The 20,947-nt window shown below is 38.1% G+C and carries 15 protein-coding genes and 1 pseudogene; 2 read left to right on the top strand and 14 right to left on the bottom strand.

Annotated elements, in window-relative coordinates; translation table 11 throughout:
* Window positions 1-332 precede the first annotated feature (332 nt).
* The 12 genes from F6K06_RS30795 to F6K06_RS34405 all read right to left on the bottom strand — a co-directional run bounded on the left by F6K06_RS30795 (window position 333) and on the right by F6K06_RS34405 (window position 15,036).
* Window positions 333-1,919: an NAD(P)/FAD-dependent oxidoreductase gene (locus tag F6K06_RS30795; RefSeq protein ID WP_124146527.1), complete on the bottom strand. Its 1,587-nt coding sequence runs from the start codon at window positions 1,917-1,919 to the stop codon at window positions 333-335.
* Window positions 1,920-2,411: 492 nt separating this feature from the next.
* The gene (locus F6K06_RS30790) at window positions 2,412-3,203 is read right to left on the bottom strand and encodes a class II aldolase/adducin family protein (protein ID WP_124146528.1); all 792 of its coding nucleotides are present in this window, start codon (window positions 3,201-3,203) and stop codon (window positions 2,412-2,414) included.
* Window positions 3,204-3,756: 553 nt separating this feature from the next.
* Entirely contained in the window at window positions 3,757-4,860 is a 1,104-nt protein-coding gene (locus F6K06_RS30785) for a class I SAM-dependent methyltransferase (protein WP_124145765.1), read from the bottom strand.
* A 294-nt stretch (window positions 4,861-5,154) separates the two neighbouring features.
* The gene (locus F6K06_RS30780; protein ID WP_287244487.1) at window positions 5,155-6,099 is read right to left on the bottom strand and encodes a glyoxylate/hydroxypyruvate reductase A; all 945 of its coding nucleotides are present in this window, start codon (window positions 6,097-6,099) and stop codon (window positions 5,155-5,157) included.
* 12 nt (window positions 6,100-6,111) lie between these two features.
* Entirely contained in the window at window positions 6,112-7,263 is a 1,152-nt protein-coding gene (locus tag F6K06_RS30775) for a pyridoxal phosphate-dependent aminotransferase (RefSeq protein WP_287244484.1), read from the bottom strand.
* A 134-nt stretch (window positions 7,264-7,397) separates the two neighbouring features.
* A complete protein-coding gene (locus F6K06_RS30770; protein ID WP_287323340.1) occupies window positions 7,398-8,267 on the bottom strand; it encodes a hypothetical protein in 870 nt (289 codons plus the stop codon).
* A 322-nt stretch (window positions 8,268-8,589) separates the two neighbouring features.
* On the bottom strand, window positions 8,590-9,465 hold the full coding sequence (locus tag F6K06_RS30765; protein WP_287244479.1) for a hypothetical protein: 876 nt from the start codon (window positions 9,463-9,465) through the stop codon (window positions 8,590-8,592).
* A 195-nt stretch (window positions 9,466-9,660) separates the two neighbouring features.
* Window positions 9,661-10,980, bottom strand: coding sequence for a DegT/DnrJ/EryC1/StrS family aminotransferase (locus F6K06_RS30760; RefSeq protein WP_124145761.1), 1,320 nt, complete (start codon window positions 10,978-10,980; stop codon window positions 9,661-9,663).
* Between the two features lie 72 nt (window positions 10,981-11,052).
* A complete protein-coding gene (locus F6K06_RS30755) occupies window positions 11,053-12,213 on the bottom strand; it encodes a phytanoyl-CoA dioxygenase family protein (RefSeq protein ID WP_287244475.1) in 1,161 nt (386 codons plus the stop codon).
* Between the two features lie 47 nt (window positions 12,214-12,260).
* The gene (locus tag F6K06_RS30750; RefSeq protein ID WP_275670400.1) at window positions 12,261-13,313 is read right to left on the bottom strand and encodes a DUF3326 domain-containing protein; all 1,053 of its coding nucleotides are present in this window, start codon (window positions 13,311-13,313) and stop codon (window positions 12,261-12,263) included.
* An 815-nt stretch (window positions 13,314-14,128) separates the two neighbouring features.
* On the bottom strand, window positions 14,129-14,872 hold the full coding sequence (locus F6K06_RS30745; RefSeq protein ID WP_124155215.1) for a bifunctional 2-polyprenyl-6-hydroxyphenol methylase/3-demethylubiquinol 3-O-methyltransferase UbiG: 744 nt from the start codon (window positions 14,870-14,872) through the stop codon (window positions 14,129-14,131).
* A gap of 14 nt (window positions 14,873-14,886) precedes the next feature.
* Window positions 14,887-15,036 carry a DUF1254 domain-containing protein gene (locus tag F6K06_RS34405; protein ID WP_124145758.1) on the bottom strand — a complete coding sequence of 50 codons (150 nt, stop codon included), beginning with the start codon at window positions 15,034-15,036 and terminating at the stop codon, window positions 14,887-14,889.
* 1,383 nt (window positions 15,037-16,419) lie between these two features.
* Between F6K06_RS34405 and F6K06_RS30740 the strand changes: the two are divergent.
* Window positions 16,420-16,675, top strand: a pseudogene (locus F6K06_RS30740) (ATP-binding cassette domain-containing protein); the annotation flags it as partial.
* Here the strand turns inward: F6K06_RS30740 and F6K06_RS30735 are convergent.
* A complete protein-coding gene (locus F6K06_RS30735) occupies window positions 16,639-16,761 on the bottom strand; it encodes a hypothetical protein (protein WP_287288333.1) in 123 nt (40 codons plus the stop codon). The pseudogene F6K06_RS30740 and the gene F6K06_RS30735 overlap by 37 nt on opposite strands.
* Window positions 16,762-17,145: 384 nt before the next feature.
* Between F6K06_RS30735 and F6K06_RS30730 the strand changes: the two genes are divergently transcribed.
* Entirely contained in the window at window positions 17,146-19,017 is a 1,872-nt protein-coding gene (locus F6K06_RS30730; protein WP_287244493.1) for a transglycosylase domain-containing protein, read from the top strand.
* A 671-nt stretch (window positions 19,018-19,688) separates the two neighbouring features.
* Here F6K06_RS30730 and F6K06_RS30725 read toward each other — a convergent pair.
* Window positions 19,689-20,312 (bottom strand): Uma2 family endonuclease, encoded by a 624-nt coding sequence (locus tag F6K06_RS30725; protein WP_338043240.1) that lies wholly within the window; start codon window positions 20,310-20,312, stop codon window positions 19,689-19,691.
* Window positions 20,313-20,947 lie beyond the last annotated feature (635 nt).

The raw sequence follows: 20,947 nt of genomic DNA, 5'->3' as shown, positions 1-20,947 counted from the left end.
GAGTTAGAAGAAATTCTGTTTGAGCGTTGTCAAGTTCTTTTAACACAGCAATTTGCAATCAAGGCTATAACCCAGTACCATTGGTGGCCGAAAATTCAGGTTTAATTACTCCGATGCTACCGGATTTGAGATCATAAGTCCGTTCGATTTACAACTTCTTCTCACTTAGATTAATGTGAGTTCGAGGGAGTCTAAAACCCTCATTCTTTACTATTAAGGCTAGAATAGTAGGAAATTCCCTCGGGTACAGTTTCTGAATTAAGTTGTAAAATCTCTATACTAGGTATACTTACCATCTTTATTTCCATAATTTAATTTAATGAGTTGCAATTCTAGAATTTTTCTAGAATTTTCATCGCTGCATTATGCCCTGGAATTCCACTAACGCACCCACCCCGTTTAGCTCCAGAACCACACAAGAAGATATTATCAAAGCCAATCTCCACGCCCCACATTCCCCGTTCTTCCTCTGATTCTACAAAAGGCCACGAAAGAGATTGATGGAAGACATGACCTGTGGGAATGCCCACTTCTCGTTCCACGTCCACTGGAGTCGCAATATCAACACAAAGTTGACCATTTTCATCCCGCGCTATACAATCTTTTATGGGATCTAATAAATATTGATTTACCCCATTAAGATACCTCTCCAATACTTTCTGTTTCTCTGTTTGATTGTCTTTAACAAATAAGCTATAAGGCATTTCCAACCCAAATAAAGTTAGGGTCTGATAACCTTCTGCTCTCAGAGATGGGGAAAGGATAGAATCATCTGTTAAACTATGACAATAAAACTCCCCTGGAGGATGTTCTGGTATCATTCCTTCACAAGCCATTTTGTAGCTCTCAATGATGTTTTGATAACCCTCGTTGACGTGGAATGTTCCAGTAAATGCTTCTACAGAATCGTAATCTGCTTTCAAACGAGGTAACTTCCTTAAAACCATATTAATTTTGACAAAAGATCCTTCATCTTTGGGATCGTTGGGAGGATTATACCCACTCAACAGTTGCGAAAGTTTTTTCGGGGCAAGATTAACTAAGACATATTTTCCACTGATATAGCTTTCTTGGTTATTATGTTGAAACTTTACGGTGGCTTGCTCTTCTTCTGGCTCTATTTTTGTAACTTCAGCATGGTTGAGTATCTCCACACCATTTTTTTTGCATTGAGCAACAAGTTCCTCTGTCAGTTTCCCCATACCACCCACTGGAACGCACCAATCTCCTGTACCATTGGCAATAATATGATAAAGAAACGTCCGATTCTGTTGTAAGGAAGAGTCATGGGGATGGGTAAAGGTGCCAATCGTTCCATCTGTGAATACTAAACCCCGCACCAAATCACTTTGAAAGAATTCTTCAATAGCAACTCCCAAGGGTTGCTCCATAAATAGCTGCCAGGCTAGCTTTTCTTCTTCTGTTTGAAAAAGCTTTTTAATTTCTTCTCTAGTCTGCATCGGTTCAAGCAATGAATGCCAAAGATGCTTTCCTAGAGATTTTTGTAATTGATGGAATTTGAAATAGTTTTGGTACTCTTCTGAATTTCCGGTGAGTTGTTCAAAAGATTTCTTAGTAATTGCTTCATCACTATTACTAATCAGTAAACCTTCATGCTTTCCATCTTTTTCGTATGGAGTAAAGGAAGCAGGATTTCTTTGTCGGAATTTAAAATCTAAATCTAGATCTGAGATAATTTTTTGTGGCAGCATTCCCACTAGATAAGCATAAACTGAGAGTTTCGCTTCAATACCCGGAAATAGTTGGCGGGAAACAACTGCTCCTCCTACTTTATCGTGTTTTTCTAGAACTAAAACAGATTTACCCGCTTTGGCAAGATAACAGGCTGCAATTAGTCCATTGTGTCCACCACCGACGATAACAACATCGTAGTTTTTTTGTATGTTTGAATATGGCATGATTTTCTCTACTTATTGGGTAATTTCAGTTATCAGTACCTCTGGCTCAACCCAGAAGCTTGAAATAATGAACCAAATATTTTTTTAATTCCTTTAAAAGGGAAGGCTTTATATAGAATCCGGGTAATTACTATAGCTTGCGTCATTGCGACTGGAACGGAGTGGAAGCAAGCAATCTCCGTGTACCCCTGAGATTGCTTCCTATCGTCGCTGCGGACGACTGTTCAACCGGATTCTATACGGCGGATGTCAAGTCAGTTAGGTACACCTGTCACAGGCATCTTGCCTGTGTTACAAAGGTATTATCTTTAACATTTGTACCTCACTATCCTTGAAAATGCTATATTATATCATGTCCGGATAATCAGTGATCAAAAAACCTTTTCCCTTCTAACCTTTTCTTTCCTTCTGCCTCCTGCCTCCTGCCTTCTGCCTTACCTCCTCCAAAGTATAAGTATTCAACTGGACATGATATTACACCTTATTTTTTGGTCAAATATCAATATAGGAAGGATCTAGCCGATTAAGCAAACGGCGATTAGCTTCCCATACGAGTTGGAATTCTTTGTTGTCCTGTAGGAATGGACCCTCGAACTGCTTTGCTGTATGTTCGCAAATCTCAGGTGATGGTATAATCGGTTTGGCGTTGCTATTTAACACATTAACCTGAATTTCGCAAGCCTTATTCAGGTAGTACATATAGTAAAATGCCTCTGCAACTGTTTCACCTACAGTTAAAAGACCGTGGTTACGGAGGATTAAACATTTCTTGTCTCCCAGAGATGCCACAAGTCTTTCTCGCTCATCAAGGTCAAGTGATATTCCCTCATAATCATGGTAGGCAACTCGATTATAAAATTCCATAGAAATTTGGTTAAGAGGCAACAAACCTTCTTCCATCGCCGCAACTGCCATACCACTAACAGTATGGGTGTGGATGATTGCATGGGCGTTAGGGCAACCTAAATGAATAGCACTGTGTATCGTAAATCCTGCTGGATTTACTTCCGCATCTGCCGAATTAATTTTGTTGCCATTTGCATCCACTGGAACCAAATTTGATGCACATATTTCGTCAAACATCATACCATAAGGATTAATGAGGAATATTGGTGGCTCCTCTTTAATGCGCACGGAAATATGGGTGTAGATCATGTCTGTCATCCCATAGTAGTGAATCAAGCGGTAAGCAGCAGCAAGATCGATGCGCAAATTTCGTTCTTCTTCGGAATAAAAGCGAGTTATGGGATTATTTAGGTTAGAACTTTTTGTCTTGACATTCATGGTTTAGTTTTTTTATATTTTCATTAATTTAGTAGTTACCAAAGAATTAATAATTAATAATTAATAATTAAAGAATTCAGGTTTAAAATCTTCCCTTTTAAGGGAAAAAAGACAATATTTATTATATTCAATCCTCTCGGTTTTAACCAGAGGTAATTATCAATCATCAATTATACATTAATCAAAAAAACATCATAATACACGAAATTTAATTAGCATGAAACAAATTTACTTTTAGAGATTAAATCACCATCCTTAAGGTCAGTTAATTTATAACCAAAGGAAGTTAAAGTATCATTGCCTTTAGATGTTACAGCGGATTCCAGGTTTATGAGGTACATTCAATAATTAATAATTAATAATTAATAATTAATAATTACCTCTCCTTGAAAAGAAGAGGATTGACTCAAAGGAAAAATTTTTCTTGTTTCTCCTTTAAAGGAGAGGCTTTAAACCTTAATTTTTCGGTAACACTAAATTTTTAAATAGTTTTCCCGCGCTGTCTCGTGAGAGCAGCGTCGGGAGGATGTCAATCGGGCTTCATATCACCCGGTCAGCCGAATACATTTTTTGATCCTTCATCCAGATGTTGTACATGGCCTACGTTGAACAGAGCAGTCTGTTCTAGACCTGTATTAACTTGGTACTTTAACTCAACTACGTTAAATCTCGGCTCATGCGGATCTCGGCTAACACTAATTGTTCCCACTACCCGATCGCCCGGCGCAACTTTTAAGCTCTCTTTGAGGGGGTATAATTGCTGTCCCCAATGGCTGTAAGTTTTTCCAGGCCCAGTATCGAGAACGACTCCGTTGGGAAAATCTGTGGTGAACCAGCCGAGAAACCCTTTAATTTCAGCGTGTTTGCTGATAGTGTACTCGAAATCCTGGCTGAACTGGACGAGTATGGTCGGATCGACTGTGGCACAGTCAAACTCAAGCACTTTCTGTGGTGCTGAGGCGAGATCGTCTGGGGACAAGTAGTTGACGCGCATACTATTTGTCAAAAAGTAGTCTGATAAGTCCTGAAGCACCTCCGAAGTGAAACCGGAGTAGTCCACATCAAGACTCTGAAGATTACTAACCGTTTCCTTCCATTCTGCTATCTCTTTTTCCAACTTTAACTTGACAACATTGGTGCGATCGCTATCATTCCCTGGTGCGTACAGTCCAAGGAGAATTGTGGCACGGGAAGGCAACATCAATCCACCTGGTTTTAGCCATTTGTCGCGAGCATATGCCACGCTATCAAACATCGATTCTTTGAGCAAAAAGCAGCCCATCCATTCGCTGACAATTACATCTACGGGTTCAGGTATTTCCACTTCCTCTACTTTTGAGTTGAGAATTGTCACGACATCTGACACATTTGACGACTGAACTAAGCGTCTAGCAAGTTTAGCTGCATTACTGGCGTCCACAGCATAAACTTGTTTTGCACCGGCTTTAGCCGCCCAAACAGCTAATACACCTGTTCCAGTACCGACATCAAGGACGACCTTGTCCGCAATCATTTCCGACTTGTTCTTGAATATCGCCGAGTGATAGGCTTCCATCCTTGCCATATCTTCTAGCATGATTTTGTGCGCTCGCATTGAGCCATACAAATCAAAATATTTGAAAGCCCTCTCGGCTTCGGGAAGTTGTGTTGGTTCCATAAAATAGCTCCTTTCTTGTATAATTAAGGTGAATTTATACCAATTTTATAAATGTTTGCTACAAATATTAATACTGTTTCTAGTAGTCAATAGTCAGTAGTCAGTAGAAGTAGTTATTATTATCATTTTTTGCCCTCAAACAATCTATTTGAACAAATATGCATCTGACTTAAACTATTTTAGTTGACTAAACTATTCGTAACATTATTTTTTCACGCTTGGTATTAGTTGATCGTCAAAGAGTCTTTCTTTGGCATAGACTTAACCACTATTGAGCAAACACCAAATTAAGACTTAGTAACCCCGGTTTCGATCAATTGCATTCTTCAACGGTCTTCCCTCGCGACTGCAATTGATTGCATCCAGAATACTAACGGCAAACTCTTCAGCCGGACCTATAGCAGCAATATGGGGGGTGACTATAATGCGCGGATGAGACCAAAAAGGATCGTCCTTGGGCAAGGGTTCTTGATGGAATACGTCCAAACAAGCCCAGGCAATTTGGCCGGAATCTAATGCACTCAATAGATCGGCTTCTACCAAGTGCTTGCCTCGACCGACATTAATTAAGTAAGCCCCGGTCGGTAAAGCTGAAAACGTTTCATGGCAGAGAATACCCTGAGTTTCCGGCGTTAGGGGCAGCAAACACACGATCAGCCGACATTTGCTCAAAAAAAGCTTAAACTGTTCATGACCGTGAAAGCACTCCACTCCGGGAATTGCTTTGGGGGTTCTACTCCATCCCCGCACAGGAAACCTCATGGGTGCAAGCTTTTTAGCCACCGTCGAACCGAGATTACCCATTCCCAAAATCCCTATTGTAAAGGATCTAGCATCTTGTGCCGGTAGATATTCCCAGCGTCGCGATCGCTGCAATGCCTGATACTCTATAAATCGCCGTTGAAAGAGCAAAACAGCAAAAGTAACATACTCAACCATTTCCAATGTTTGGTTCTCTGAGATTAGACGCACAATCGGGATGCCATCGGGCAGGTCAGGGTCTACTAAAATCCCTTCTACCCCAGTTCCTAGGGATATAATCAGCTTCAAATTGGGAAATCTTTGCATCACTCCCAGTGGGGGACACCATGCCAGCACAATCTCAATCTCTTCAGGTTTCCCGCATTCCGGCCAGATTCGCAAATCTAGATTGGGCTTGCGTTTTTTCAATTCTGCCATTAATTGTGCAAATAATTCCTCTAAATCAATGTTTGCCAGTAGTAGTGCTGTCATATTCATTTGCATTTGCCGTTAACTCAAGCTTAAGCTCGAAACACCAAGGGAATGCGATCGCAAGTGTTCAGGGTTGACTTTTGCAAGGAATTCTGCTATCCTCCTTACTCCCTCGGACACATCTTGACCGCTTTTAGTAAAGTTGACGCGCAAAAAACCAGGGTCGGTTTCAGCAAAATCCTTTCCCGGAGCAGTAGCAACTGCATAATCTTTGGCGAGTATCGATGCTGCTGTCATGGAGTCCATCCCTTCAGGGAGTTGTATGATGCCATAAAATCCAGCTTGGGAATTTCTGAGTGCTGGGACAGAGTAGCGATCGCAAGTGGCCAAGAAAAAATTGTGCCAGGGACGCAAGTAGCTTTGATGAGCCTTTAGCAGAACCGACGCTCGCTCTAGCAGTCTTTCTGCCAACAGTTGTCCGATCAGATTCGGGCAAATATTCAACAAGACTTTCACACTCTCGGCAGCTTCAGCATGGCTTGGCGGTATAATCAGAAAACCGATACGCAATCCCGGAACGGCAAAGGACTTGGAAAATCCATTGACAACGAAATGTTCCCCAGACAGTTGCGTCCCACTGGGAGCGAAATCCCCCGCAAAGGTCATTAACTGGTAAACTTCGTCGAAAATGACTGGAATACCGAATGAAGCAATTTCTGCTAGTCTTTCCAAACTAGCTATATTTCCGTGGGGATTTCCCGGAGAGTTGACGATTATGGCAGCGGTTTTGGCATTTATCAAATCCGCCAGTCGGTGAGGTAAGAGGTTAAACTCTGCATCCAGGGGTGCCGATATTGGAATGCCACCAAACATCTTCACAATTCGCGGATAGGCCGCATATCCGACTGCTGGTATAATGACTTCGCTACCAGGGCGCACCAACAGCCCCAGGGCCAAGACTAATGCACCAGTCGCCCCATCAGTTATCAATATCTGTGACACTGGGAGTTCCACACCTAAAATAGAGGCGTAAAAGCTGCTAATTTTTTCCCGCAGTGATATCTGTCCGCCAATATCCCCGTAACCTAGTACTTTTTCTAGATCTTTTGCCTGTAAAGTCAGGTCAACATATTTTTGAATCGGGAACTCCGATTGACCAAAAGCTAGAGAAATGGGTGGGCAGTGGGATTGGTTTCGAGCTAACAGAGTCGAAATCTTGTCAATTCCCATGGGCGGAAATGTCAGTATTGGGCTTGGCATGGATTAAAGGAAGTTATGGGACTATTTAGGTTAGAAACAGTTTATTTTTTTATGTTTTCATTAGTTTAGTAGTTACGAAAAACATTATAATACACGATATTTAATTAGCATTCAACAAATTTACTTTTAGAGATTAAATCACCATCCTTAAGGTCAGTTAATTTATAACCAAAGGAAGTTAAAGTATCATCACCCTTAGCTTTTATCAGTGAATAAAGACCATCTAGAAAAGTTTTTGAATAGCGGGCTTGGGAATCTACAAAACGCATTGTGTATGCCATTCTTGATTGTAATTTTCCTTCCAGGAAAGGGACACTTCTATGCCAAACAAATTTGTCTAATAAAAGAGCATCACCTACTTCAAAATCATCTTCTACTTTATTTTTCTCTAAAACTAAGTTTTCCAGTTTAGAAGCGTAGAAAAAATCAACATAATTAAAATCTTCGGTTTGACAAAATTCGGCAAAATCTTGGTGTTGTATTAGTTCGTACCGGAGAGCATAGTACCCAAAGGTAGGATAAGCCTTTCGAGGTACATATGCCATGCCTCCATGTTGCCCTTTGGTGTTAATGGGAACTAGGGGTATCCAAATAGAATAGGCTAAATCTTCTGGTTTAATAAAGTTGAAGCTCACTAAATCTAGATGGAATGGAAATCCTTTTCTACTTGGTTTTAATTCAAATCCCAAATCTTGGGTAAAGATTAATTCATTGGCGATTAATTGCTTGAGGGTATTTTTAAAGTTTTCCTCAGAATAGATTTTTTTTGTTACGGCATTTTCCAGCTCGTAACCCATTCTGGAAAAATCACCACCGTAAGATTCGGGAACTTTTTTTACTTGATTGGATTCGGCTGTTAGATACCTTAATTTATCGATGGCTTCATCTGTAAACAGTTTTTTGAGTTTGATAAACCCATTCTCAGCAAAAGAGTTTTTTTCTTCTGGGGATATAGTGATTTTGTTGACTAGCAAAGACATAAGCTTTTCAGAATTCAGGATATAGGATTTAGGCTTTGGTAAATTAGGGTATGATTTGTATTTTTTGGTAATTCCTAAACTATTGAATAACAAATATTTGAGATTGTTCAATTTTTATTTTCATACCTTGATTTAGCAACGCCGGATTTATAAATTTAGAATAAGTTATACCAATTCACTTTAAGGATGTCACAAATAGTTTAAAACTTTAAATGTCAAATAATTGCATTAAACTGTTATTTTATCAAAGTTTTTAGCCTATCAAATCTGGTATTCTTAATTCTCAATTCTCAATTCTCAATTTAGTGAAACGGTATTAGTTATCAACAAACTTACTTTTAGAGATTAAATCACCCTCTTTCAGATCGGTTAATTTATAACCAAAGGAAGTTAAAGGATCGTCCCCCATAGCTTTCACCATGTAATTAAAATCATCAAGAAACTTTTTCCCATAGCGAGCTTGGGAATCTACAAAACGCATTGTGTATGCCATCCTCGAAGGTAACTTTCCTTCCTTCAGAGGAACACTCCTATGCCAAACAAATTTGTTTAGTAACAGAGCATCACCTACTTCAAAGTCATCTTCCACTTTATTTTTCTCTAGAATCAATTCTTCCACTTTGGAAGCATGGGGAAAATTGAAAAATTTAAAATCTTCAGTTTGACAAAATTCGGCAATATTTTCGTGTTGTACTAATTCATAAATAAGGGAAAAATAACCAGAGGCAGGATAAACTTTTTGAGGTACATATGCCATCCCTCCATGTTGTTCTTTGGTATTAATGGGAGCTAGGGGTATCCAAAGAGAATAGGCTAAATCTTCTGCTTGAATAAAGCTGAAACTCGCTACATCCAGGTGAAAATAATATCCTCTTTTGTTGGGTGTTAATTCAAATCCCACACTTTCGGTGAAAGTTAATTCATTCTTGATTAATTGCTTGATAGTGTATTTAAAGTTTTCCTCAGAATAGATTTGGTGGGTGACAGCATTTTCTATTCCGTAACCAATTCTGGCAAAATCCCCAGTATAATATTCAGGAGCTTTGCCTATTAGCTTAGAGTTGTAAGTCAGCTCCCGTAATTTATCTGTAGCTTCCCTGGTTAATAGTCTGTTTAGCTTGATGAATCCATTCTCCCAAAAGAATTCTTTATCAGCTTGGGATAATGTAATTTTGTTTATTAATGAAGACATTTTTTGATTAGGTAATTGATAGCAAGGCAAAAAATCTTATATCAAATCCGGAAAATCAACTTTAATATCGTAGGTTGGGTTAGCGACAGCGTAACCCAACACAATGAGGATGTTGGGTTTCGTACCTTAACCCAACCTACAATGTCCGATATTTTTCTATAAGTATTCAAGCGGATTTGATATTATTTCTATGATTTAACAAGTTATATCAATCATGGTGTTAGATTCTAAAACTTTGAGATGCCAATTAGTAACTTCTTCTCCTGGTATTAAAATAGGACTTCCTGGGGGAACTTTTTTAATCCAACAACTACTGATTTTACCCAATGCTTTCTCTATTGGTAACTTTTGTTTCCTGCAAAAAAAAGCATCCTTGGGTAACATTTTCATTACGGGATTACGACAATAATAACAATCAGGTAAAATCTGTTTTATTGGTTTTTCCATCAGAATGGGCACAACTTTAGCCAAAGTTTCTCTCATAAATTGGAAATCTTGTCGATCATGATGAAAAGAGAAAATTAATAATAATCCCTCCTCTCCAGCAAATTCTCCATCAATCCCCTGTTCGTACAAAAGTTCTTCTAACTCCGAACCCGTAAGGCGATCGCTCTTTAAATAGATTTTCAGCGGATCGCTAACTTGGGGGTCATAAGTTAACACCTTGCCGTAATCATCCAATTGACTGCGGAGGCGATTGCACTCTTGAATCGCTTGGTCAAATAAAGCTTTGCCTGATTCAGAATACCCCCTGTTAATAGCATCTTCAAGACTCAGCATCAACAAATTACTGCGGGTAGTGGTTTCAAATAAAGGCAAAACCCCCATTACTTGTTCGGTGCTAAACCGCGAAGATTTAGGTAAATGTAACAAAGCAGTTTGTACTAAACTTCCGGCATATTTGTGCATACTATGGGAAACTATATCTGCACCAACACTAATTGCTGATTGCCATTGTTCGTCGAGGAAGGGAAAATGACTACCGTGAGCTTCATCTACTGCTAAAGTTATCTCATGCTTCTGACAATAATTAGCGATGGTGGCAAGATCGATAGTTACCCCTTCATAACTCGGATGAGTTAGTAACAGTGCTGATACGCCACTTGTTTCTAAAGCAGTAATTACCTCATCAGTAGTTGGCATCAGGGATTCAGAATCAATAAAATAAGGTTCTAATCCTGCTAAGATGATGCCGTTTATGGTGGAAATATGACTATTGAGGGCGATCGCAACTTTTTTATACTGAGTACCTAGTAAAGCACAAGTAGTTAAAACTCCTTGACTACCTCCTGCTGTGAGCCAGAAAGTATGTTTTGTGCCATACAGCTTAGAGAAATGCTTCTCTATATTTTCAGTACGAGGACGAGTTAAAAATGGTGCATCATATTGGTAAATTTCTTCACTCAGACGATGACCATTACTTTTAATACCTTGATGAGCAGGAGTATAGAGGCTAATCTGAATATCCTGATTGTGGGATGCAATTAACTTATAAGTAGGAGATATTTGATTCATCGTCTAGAATAACGGCTTCTAATTCAGTGATATATCAGGATTTACAATATTGTAACAATTTCTTGACTTAATTTATTTAGCAACTCTGTTGTAACCAAAATTATCTTCACCTCTTAATAGAATTGCTTTCCAGTTATCCAACTTAACTTTTTTAACATTAGAAACTGTTAGATCGAAGCCATCCTTCAGGATCTTTTCAGTATATGCCTTAGTGTCTGGTCTAATTATACGACCAACAACAGACCATCGAGGCGAGTCTGTTACATTATCCGTTGAACCGTGAATTGTTCGTTCACAAAAAATTATGCACTGCCCAGCTTTTGCTTCAAGTAACTTGATATCTTTTTGACCGATTGGATAATCAATCTCTACTCCATATTTACCATATACCCTTCCTTCCTTATTAGTATTGTTGTGTTTAACTGGATAAATTTCCCGTCGAGAACAAGGAACAAATTGCAGGCAAGATTTTTCTTTTGGTGCATCAGTAAGGGCGATCCAACAAGTTAACTGAAAAAGCTCTTCTACGTTTAGAGGTTGTAGGAATGATTCTTTCATATCAAAATTTAGCCAGGTACTGGTTTGATGCCACTTAGAGCCTTTACTATAAGGAGGAGTCCAAAAAAAATGAGTCATCCATAGAAGAAGATCTTGTCCAAGCAGTTGAGCGCAACGTTCGGTAATCGCTGGATTCTGGAATAAATTTAGAAGGATTGGATCTTCTAAATGACGATTATATGCATTTAATTGGTCGATAACCGATTTTTTTGCTTCAATCAAAGCTCCGGCATCGCCACCCTTAACATTTTCTCGATCGTCTGTTATTTTGTAATCCTGTCTAGCATAGGAAAATATTTTCGATTCCTTATTTACAGCTAAGTCTACTAAATGTTCTTTGATTCTTACCATTTCCTCTTCTGAATAGCCCAGATCGAAAGGACCTATATAACCATTTTCATGGAAAGCTCGAATGTCTTCTTGAGTTAATTGATACTTAGCATCGACGCTTACTATTGGTTTATAAGATGCTGGTTCTTGCATCTTACAGTAATAATTAAAAAATAACTTTTTTCCACCTGATTTGAATGCTACCCAAAACATATGATTATTCCACCCTGTAGGCAATTTATCCATCAAACTTTTAGGTAACAAGGGCTGAAGAAATTTCAGTTTGACCAGTACAAAAACAAATACCAGCTTCAGACGATACAAAAAGTGCGGTTCGTAAATCATATTTTTTAAGCTTTTGATTTGACTAATCAACTAAGTTTTATATTCAATTACAGAAAAATCGGCTTGAGTTGGGGTATGGGGCGAATTGTACTTTCTACTGCAATCCCATTGCGTAAGGCCAACAGTAATCCTGTCGCCTCCATGTAGCTATTGACACGATATATCTTGTGTCCCTGAGTTTCAATTTGTAGTTTTTCAGGAGTAATATCGTATTTAGTAGTATTATCTTTGACTAAAATTATGGGAACCCCTTGGTCTAGAGACGCTAAGAAAGGTATATTTCCCACTGTAGTTTCTGGCATTACCACTGCGGAAATATTCTCTACGGATATCCTAGTTTCACCTGCTGCTACAGGAGTATCAAATCTTACGGGGCGAGGAGAATTAATTAAACCATTCATGGGAGAACAAAGATATGCACTAGAAATTAATTCTGCTCCATCTCTGGGATCTACTAATTTACCAAATCCCGTATGTTCCCACTCTAATAATAATGGAGCATGGGCAGCAGTAAAGGGATAAAAATTAGTCGTCATGTGGGTCAGAATTGCTTCCGCACCCCCCCAGGGATTGGCAATAGATTCTCCTCGGTAGTAAGCTTGACGCACTTTGTCATCTACTTGCAAAGTGGTCATTAAAGCTACTGCTCCAACGGCAGAATTTTCCACCACATCTAGAGCTTTTATCAACTCATCCATACCTTTAAATTCCCCAGAAGCATTACCATACTGGGAATAGGTACAGGTGGTTTCAACAGAACCACCCGTTACAACTACAGGGTCGATATTAATTCCTCCCACAGCACGCAAGCCATTTAGAGCGTTAATAACATTGTTTAAAAATCGCTCATCTCTTGGCTTTTCAATAATTGCTGCAATGTTTTTGCGTTTCTCAGGAATTACTCCAATATTACCCAGTAGTAATTGACAAATCAGATTTCCTTCTAAATAAAGAACATTATCCTGAGCAAAATAGATATCCGATGCTGTAACTGCATTGGGATTTGTTACCAGATAGTCACAAGCGGTTGCTAACAGATTGGTACTGGGAGTAGCGTCTCCCGCAAAACCACCAATTTCTGCTCTAACTCCTGTAGGAATAATACTAACTGCTACAAACGGCTTATTAGAAACTCGCTGACGAATATTAATGTCTAGTAATGATGACCAAACTGGCTTTCTGTCTGTATCGATAAAGCTTGATTCAAAGGTGAGGATATCTCCTTCAACTTTCGTTAAAATTAAGCGAATGGGAATGCCTGGTAAGGGAAATTGCCCAATTTATTGGGCAATTTCCCTCCAGGTGCGCTGTTGTGGAGGACATTGAATTTCAAAGTCTTTGGTATATACTTGAGACATTAACTAAACGTTTTAAGATTAACTTGAAGCAACATAAATAATTATAATCTAAAGTCAACTAAATAATTACAAGTTGAGGAAAAATTTCTTGATGCTCCTGCAACCAACAAAAAAAAGTTGTAATATCATGTCCGCTTGAATACTTACATGAAAACTGCTATAAATTGGAATTTGTCTTCCCAATACCCAATCTCAGCTTTTAGCGGATTGGGTTTGTTGAACGATTGTCATATTCAATCGCCCAGGGAATAGAGATAGCGATAAAAGTCAGAGTGCTGGAGAGACTAGAGACAATATTGGCATTAGTGATTTTTGCGTAACCGCTGAATAATTCGGGGTAAATCGTTCAATGACAAGCCTCAAATGGAGTAAAATCCTTCTCGAATAGGTAGTCCGCCCCCATTTATTGAGCGGTTACATTTTTGCTATGATTTTTTTTTGGGAAATTGGGTTTGTATTAGATACCACTAAGGTATTGGCATCTGTCTCCAACAAACCCGGTTTCTTGTAACACCAGAGTGATTATTTCATAGTTTGATTCACCAACACCACAACATTTACCTTTGGAAAACGTAAAACTTATTGGATTGATCAACCCCTAGAGACTTAAACCCGACTTCAGTAAATGAATTAATCATTTCTATTTCATCGAAAACGACCAATTTTACAGATTGACGTGAAAGTATTTTTTCCTCATTGGAAAATGTATACCACTTTGTCATATAGTCACCTGAATAGTTGATTTCTTGAGAGTAAGTAATATCTTCTGATATTGCTTTTGAATAGTTCTTGTGTTCTCCCTGAATTGAAATAATTAGTAATCCATCGTCTTCTAAGAGATTGTAGAGTTTACGCAGTAGGCTAAGATGATCTAACTTATCATCGCAGTAACTATATAATCGATACTGCCCGCTATCTTGGTGTGAAATACAGATAGTACCACCACTAGAAATGATAGATTGGAAGGACTCATTTTCTGGATAGTCTCTAATGTCTAAATTTAATAACTTGACATTGTAATCTGACAACCTACGCCGAGCTTTGACAAGCATTTCTTCAGAAAAGTCTACTCCTGTGATCTCGTAATTCTGAACTTGCAGCATTTGTTCAGTAAGTAAACCAGTTCCGATACCCACATCTAAGATTTTTGTTCTGCTTCCTAAGATAAGTGCCAATGAGTTAACAAAAGCTTGATGATCGTAATAACCTGCTTGCATCAATAAATCATAAAATTGAGCAAGTTCTATGTATTCATTCTGCTTTCTAATAGTAGCTGAAGAAGCTTGATCTATATTCGACATATTTTTGTTAGTTCCTATTCAGTAAATTGTACGTTGTGGTAGCGATAGTCTGGAAGTTCCAGATTCGAGGGGAGTAGTGGAATCGATAGGATAAGGGGTTCGTCACCCAGATATACAACTGCCTGAGAATACATGGTGTCGTTGTTAGGTGCGCCACCAAGCAAGTTGGTGGGATGAATCCTTCAGTTTCCGGAGGTAGATAAATTGGTTGACCGTACCCTCATTCAATATTAGGTGATGCTTGTAAGCTCTTGGCATATAGCTCTTGATTGATTGCATTTGAACTGGTAAGTCATGACAAAAAGTTTTTGATAATTTAGAATCAAAATTAACCCAAGATAGCAGACAATCAGGATATTTTCAATATTTATTAATATTTGTCTAACTTTGTTCAATTATTCGGCTTCAGTAGTTAGCCCCAAGAAAAGGCATAGATAAATGCCTGCACTCCGAGGGTATATGCGTATTCTTCTTCCTAATCAAAATCGGATTTTCTATTTACAAAAGGCATGGGGATAACCTCATAACAAAAGACGATCTATTGAAAAACATCAGTAATACCAATTTAATAAATGTTTGCTACAAATAGCTAGGGTACTTTTTAGGAGTCAGGAGTCAGGAGTCAGGAGTCAGAATGAATTGCTTCAATACCATTTTTTAAGCCGTAAATCATCTTTTTTCTCAAAAGGACATCTCCTGTAAAATATTTTTATCGCCCTTACTATTCGTAACATTCTTTTTTCAAATTGGTATAAAACCTTGTGAAAAAGGCCAATACAAATTCAAGCTATGTCCCAAACCACAATCTAAAGTAGCCTTGGGATGAGCTTGTGTTATTGGGTAATTCAAAGACCTTAAGGTTAGTTTAGCGGTAAGCTATCTCTGTGAATAATCAAAAATTATAACTTTCTCAGCTATAGAAATTAAATAATTTATTTTCAAAACATATTAGTTTTAATTATTAAGTCACTTATTGCCAAAGATATAGCAATGAGCGCTGGTATATTTACAAATTGCAGGAGATGCCCAATAGCTAAAAGTCTTATATTATAGGCAATTTATCCCCCCAGATGAGCTGTTGCCTGTTGCCTGTTGCCTGCGCACAGCGCTATATTATCAGTAAATGTTCCTTGATTCTAAACTTTTGATAGATGGATTAATGACCAAAAAATAAGGTCTCAAGGCTTCCCTTTTAAGGGGATAAAAAAATAAACTTCAGTATTTCAAGGTTCTGATTTCAGCCGGAAGTACTGATAACTGATAACTGAAATGACCATTACTTATACATTTTGGGGAAAAGGTGGTACGGGTCGAACTACTATCGCATTTGCCACTGCTAAACGATACGCTAGCCAAGGTAAATGAGTCTTATATCATGTCCGGTTAAACAGTGATAAATAAATAACTACGGAGTCCTCAGGAGTCAGTCCTCAGGAGTCAGGAGGAAAGAGGTAATAAAGAAGAACAACAGGAGAAGAAGGAGAAAGTTTTTTTATAACTAATTATCCGGACATGATATTATTTGTAGGACAAGAACCTGCTTCGACATTATGAATTTTCCTGATGGTTATAACTCTATTATTGGCGAGCAAGGAGTGAAACTATCAGGAGGACAAAGACAAAGAATAGCGATCGCCCGAGTTTTGCTAAAAAATCCAAATTGTCATTTTAGATGAAGCAACTTCAGCTTTAGATTCTGAGTCAGAAAAATTAATTCAAGAGTCTGTAAAGAATCTTTTTCAAGGACGTACTAGCTTGGTTATTGCTCATCGACTTTCAACTATTTGTGATGTAGATTTAATTGGCAAACTTACTTTTAAACTACCGTATGTAGGAGCAAATGGCCATTCGTCCTGACTACTAGAAACAACCGTGCGTATTTGTAGCAAACATTTATCAAATTGGTATAAGAGGATAAAGTGAAAGATAAAAAAATTGAAAATACAAGAGAAATATTATCAGAAACAGAGCAAGATTTTATTAAAAAATCTCAATATATAAAGCCTAAAGTTAGCAAAAATAATAACTTCCGCTCTGTATCAAATATGTTGAGTAAAAAATTTCAATCTCCCTTACAAGCACCAAAAGTTGACAATCCAAACAAACAGGAAAAAATAGATAATATCTCTCAAGGTAGTAGCGGAAAAAACAACAGAAAAAGCACAAAGTTGGTTGTAGAAAAAATTGCCAGAACAGTTAATATAAAAAATATCAAAGAAATTTTAGGTCGTCGTAAATTTTGGTTAGGATTAGGTGGTGTCGGAATAGGTAGTATGATCATTTATGGTGGAATAACTTGGCTGAAATTAAAGCAAAGTTTACCAGATATTGCCGATATTTCTTCCTATAGTAGAGACGGCACTTTAACAATAAAAGCCGCCGATGGTAAAATTATCCAACAAACAGGACCTGCTACCAGAGAAAAAATTAAATTAGAAGATATTCCTGCTCCCTTAGTTCAAGCTTTTATTGCTATTGAAGATAGACGCTTTTATCAACATACAGGAGTTGATTATCAGGGAGTTATTCGAGCACTTGTTTCCAACTTAATTGCCAGAGATGTTGTGCAGGGAGGTAGTAGTATCACACAACAGTTAGCACGGATGGTTTTCCTAGATATGGAACAAACTATCTGGCGTAAACTCCGAGAAGCAATGCTAGCTTGGAAAATGGAGCGGGAGTTATCCAAAGAAGAAATTCTAGAATTATATCTGAATATAGTCTATCTCGGTTCTGGTGCTTATGGAGTGACTGATGCTGCCTGGGTCTACTTTAGTAAACCAGTTTCGGGACTAAGTTTAGCAGAAATGGCAACTTTAGCAGGTTTGCCACCAGCACCCAGTGAATATTCACCCTTAGTAAGTCCAGAAGCAGCTAAAAATCGTCGAAATATCGTGTTGGGGGTAATGCAAGAAGCAGGTTTGATTTCTCAACAGAGAGCTGAGATAGCGATCGCTAAACCAATAGAAGTACAACCCAGTGCGCCAAAACGTTTGATAGTTGAAGCTCCCTATTTTGCTAACTATATTCAGAAGGAGTTACCGAAATATGTTTCTCAAGAAGTCATAGAAGCAGGTGGTTTGACAATAGAAACTACATTGGATCGCAATTGGCAAGAAATAGGGGAACAGGTAATTCAAGATGCTGTTGATATTGATGGTGCTCGCCAAAGATTCGATCAAGCAGCATTAGTCGCCATTGAGACTACCACCGGGGAAGTTAAGGCGTTGGTAGGAGGTCGAGATTTTGCCGAGAGCGAATTTAACCGCGCTATTCAAGCACAACGTCAACCAGGTTCGACTTTTAAAAGTTTTGTTTATGCTGCTGCAGTTGCTGCTGGTTTTCCTCCCACTGATGGTTATCGAGATGTACCCTTTACAGTGGATGGTTATAAGCCAAAAAATTATGGTAAAAAGTATGGTGGATGGCGATCGATGATTGATTCTTTGGCTTATTCTGTGAATGTGGTAGCGGTACAGGTATTGATGGATGTGGGATTTGAACCTGTGATGAAGTTAGCTGAGGATATGGGAATTAAATCTGAGGTCAAGGCTACATATTCTATGGCGTTGGGTACTTGGGAAGTAAATTTATTAGAGTTAACAAATGCTTATGCTACTTTGGCGGCAGAGGGTAAGTTTATTGGTGCTCACGGAATTAAAAGAATAATTAATCAAAATGGTCAAGTTGTTTATGAAGCTTATGCTCAACCAAAGCAGGTTTTAGACCGCGGCAGTGCTGCAATAGTTACCTGGATGTTAGAAAATGTAGTTAAATATGGTAGTGGTACGAATGCTTATTTGTACGACCGACCTGTAGCAGGCAAAACGGGTACAACTGAGGATGCACGAGACTTATGGTTTATTGGTTATATTCCCCAAGTGGCAACTGGAATATGGTTAGGGAATGATGATAATAAACCAACCTGGGGTGTCAGTAGTACAGCAGCTTTTAATTGGCGACAGTTTATGAAACAGGTAGTTGAGGATATACCTGTTAAAGATTTTCCTGACAAACCCAGTTTTTACGACCGCGAACCTACTATTGAAGCTAGACCTGTGGAACCAAAATGGATGAGGTACGGGAAGATTGGGCCTGATGGTAGGGATGTGAATGAGAAGAATGATTACGATAGAAATTATTAGATATCTTCAATAAAAGCGTAAGAGTTTTTTCTTCTGTAGTAGCGATCGTGAAGCGTTGCGTCAACAATATCGCCTTTCCGCAACTCTGTCGTTCAAAATTTCCCAAGCTTATCAATTGCCCTGACTTTATTTTTAAGTCTTCAGGATTACTGAGGGTTAAGTTTATTTTCAAACTCCTGGGAATGTCTCTACTTTATTTACAAAAATTAACTATATAAAGATTCAGTAAAGATTCTGATTTGCTATTGCTTTATGGGGGTGATTAGTACTACTTATTATTGTAAGTAAACAAAAGTTAGGGGTCACCCCATTTTTTAGGAAACAATGAGAATATCTAGATTAAAATTAAACCAATTAATAAAGATAAAAAGCTAGGAAAAATCTCCTAAAAACAACCAATAAAATACAACAATACCCCTTCATAAATTGGAGGGGTTTATTCTATTAGTTATCCCTAAATAATTAACCTTCATAACTATTAATTACTCCGTTCCGTATCGATTTTAGACTTCTAATTTATCTAACATGGCCACATAAAATATCAACCTTTCCCCCTCTACCAATATCGCCCATAAATAATTATTTAAAACGGGAAAACTGAGATTATTAATATCAGAAGCATTCTCTAAATTCCCAAATACATATACTTCATATCTTCATCACAATAAAAATTATCTTTCTTCACCTTGATTATTAAAATCAACTCTTTCATAAAGGTCGCTAAATGTTATTTCAAAATCTAGAGCAGTTAACTTTAAACTTGACCCTTCAGATTCATAATATGTAACTTCCCATTTATCCTCAGAAGTTTTAACATACTGTTCGATATAAAACTGATATTGGTCAATCAAAATATACTCTTTAAACTCAGGAATTGACCGATAAAATTTAAACTTATCCCCTCGGTCATAATTTGCTGTTGATTTTGATAATACTTCAACAACTATGAAAGGGTTAGTAACTGTATCTGTACGACTTTGATGATAGATTGGTTGATCTTCAATTATCATAATATCGGGGTAAGTATATAAATTATAATCGGGTATCCATAAACGAACATCACCGATAAATACACGATAATTTTTGCCTTTTAAAGCAAACTTTAAGTAAGCACAAAAATTACTGGCAATTTCGTTATGATTAGTAGTTCCACCTGTCATTGATATTATTTCTCCATCTAGATATTCATGTTTATCTTCAGCATTTTCTTCTAATAATAGATATTCTTCTGGAGTATATACTTTCTTGCGTGTCTGAATTTGCATATTTTTTTCAAGAGTATTGTTATTTGGCATTGGTGAATTAGTGTATAATATTAATCTTCATTATTTAGGAGTCAACCCACCCCTCGCCCCTCCCCCTCCCAGGAGGGGGATGACCCAGTCAGAAGGAAAGAAAGAATAAGAAAGAGTAGTAGAGGGAGAAAGTTTTTTGTTTGTGCTCTTATCCGGACAAGATATCATACCTCTTTTTACCGAAAAATTGTGGTTTAAAGCCTCCCCTTTTAAGGGGATAATAAGCGGTCGTTAGCGCAGCTTCCCGTAGGGTGGGATGGCGATCTTCGGAGCGGGTCTGTAAGAACGGGTCTCCTCGCTGGCCGACCATCGACCAAGAGAAGAAAAATTTTCATTATTAGTCAATCCTCTTCTTTTCAAGGAGAGGTAATAATTAATAATTAATTATTAATTATTAATTATTGAACCACGCCTGTTATTTAATAAATATTAGGATTGAAGCAAAATAAAATGACTAAAAACACTAGAACTACTAAATTATACAGCAGTTTCCGAAGCTATGAGGTATAGTTGTTTTTATTCTTTTCTGTTCCCTGTTCCCTCTCTTGGTGCGCGTTCCCTCTCTTGGTCAGCATTCCGCAAGCGAGCTGGCGTCGTCGCGGGGTCTGACCGCTTGCGTCTGACGCCGACGCGGG

Source organism: Okeania sp. SIO1H4, from assembly GCF_010672695.1.
Taxonomy (GTDB): Bacteria; Cyanobacteriota; Cyanobacteriia; order Cyanobacteriales; family Microcoleaceae; genus Okeania; species Okeania hirsuta.
The sequence above is the reverse complement of the archived record's forward strand: the minus strand, read 5'-3'. Positions and strand labels throughout refer to the sequence as shown.